This window comes from Paraconexibacter sp. (assembly GCF_041602235.1).
In the GTDB taxonomy this organism is placed as follows: domain Bacteria; phylum Actinomycetota; class Thermoleophilia; order Solirubrobacterales; family Solirubrobacteraceae; genus Paraconexibacter.
In genome coordinates this window covers 1-1600 of the sequence record NZ_JBFIGP010000484.1, presented here as the reverse complement: position 1 = coordinate 1600, position 1600 = coordinate 1, and the positions used below count along the sequence as shown (strand labels likewise).

The window sequence follows — 1600 nt, the reverse complement described above, 5'->3', positions numbered from 1 at the left end:
GGGCGGGCGTTGATCGGGCGATCGTCGGCCAGCATGGCGTTGAACGCGGCCGCGAACACCTCCTGGAGCACGTCCTCGGCGTCCTCACGCGAGGCCAGCATGTGCCGGCAGAAGGCCAGCAGACGCCCCTGGTAGCGCGCGACGAGCGCCTCGTAGGCGGCCTGGTTGCCCCGACGGGTGAGGGCGATCAGGCGGTCGTCGCCCTGCAACCGCAGCAGCGGCGTGGGTCCACGGAGTCCGTGGCCTACGTGTTCGAGTGGGGTGGAGAGATCCATGTAACGGGTGGGCGCCTTCCAAGGCGTAACACGACCTTGGCACGGAAGTTGCAGCAGCGGCAGCCCACTCTCATAGTCCCCTCACGGCGTACGGACAAACGTCCATCGGGTTCCTGCGCCAGGAATTCGTCGCGAAGACCGCAAGTCTTGCCGGAAGGCCACGTTGCAGATGACGGTTCGGGTTTGACGTGCTGGATCCCGGACCTATAGCTTCGCGGCATCGTGGTCTGGGGAGGCCGCGATGACCGGGTACGGGTCTGTCAGCGTCTGGGAGAGAGAGTTTCGTCGTAGTGCGCCACTCGAGGGCCATCGGCAGGGCATTCGCGCTGGGAGCGGTCGTCATCGCCCTGGCGGTCGTCTCCGTGGTCCTTCTGCGCTCCGGAAGCGGCGACTACACGGTGAAGGCGCGGTTCATCAACGCCAGCCAGCTGGTGAAGGGCAACCTGGTGCAGGTCAGCGGGCGTCCCGTGGGATCGGTCACCGAGATCGACCTCACGGCCGGCGGCCAGGCCGAGGTGACGATGCGGATCTCCGACGAGGGGTACGCGCCGCTGCGGCAGGGCACCACCGCCACCGTCCGCCAGGCGTCGCTGTCCGGCGTCGCCAACCGCTACATCGACCTGCGCCTCGCGCCGAGCGGCCGGCAGGAGATCCCTGACGGCGGCACCCTCCAGGCGACGGACACGACCACCGCGGTCGACCTCGATCAGCTCTTCAACACCTTCGACGCCGACACCCGCAAGGGCCTGCAGAAGGTCGTGCAGGGCTTCGGCGCGTCGTACGCCGGCAAGGGCGAGCAGGCCAACGCGGGCTGGCTCTACCTCAACCCGTCGCTGGCGGCGTCGAGCCGCCTGTTCTCGGAGCTCAACCGCGACACGCCGCTGCTCCGCCGCTTCATCGTGGCCTCGTCGAAGCTCGTGACCGACGTCGCCGACCGGCGCGACGACCTCGCCGGGCTGATCGACAACCTCGCGACGACCACCGGGGCGATCGGTCGGCAGAAGGCCGCGCTGGGCAGCGCCATCGAGCAGCTGCCTCCCTTCATGCGGCGCGCGAACACCACGTTCGTGAACCTGCGTCAGGCGCTCGACGACCTCGATCCGCTGGTGCAGGAGAGCAAGCCGGTCGCCAAGAAGCTCCGCCCGTTCCTGAAGGAGCTGCGACCGCTCGCCCGCGACGCCCGCCCGACGCTGCGCGACCTGAGCCGCCTCGTACGCTCGGCCGGTGCGGACAACGACCTGATCGAGCTGACGAAGGCCGCCGTGCCGCTCAACGAGGTGGCCACCAAGAGCGCCGAGCGCAACGGCGCCACCCGCGAGGGCGCC

Annotated in this window: 2 protein-coding genes; one reads left to right on the top strand and one right to left on the bottom strand. The window is 69.4% G+C overall.

Going from position 1 to position 1600, the window contains the following annotated elements; translation table 11 throughout:
• The coding region (locus ABYE80_RS20695) for an RNA polymerase sigma factor (RefSeq protein ID WP_372792319.1) at positions 1-275 on the bottom strand (275 nt) is incomplete at its 3' end.
• Positions 276-565: 290 nt separating this feature from the next.
• On the opposite strand from ABYE80_RS20695, the gene ABYE80_RS20690 reads away from it, so the two are divergent.
• On the top strand, positions 566-1600 hold a 1035-nt coding region (locus tag ABYE80_RS20690; RefSeq protein ID WP_372792317.1), incomplete at its 3' end, for an MlaD family protein.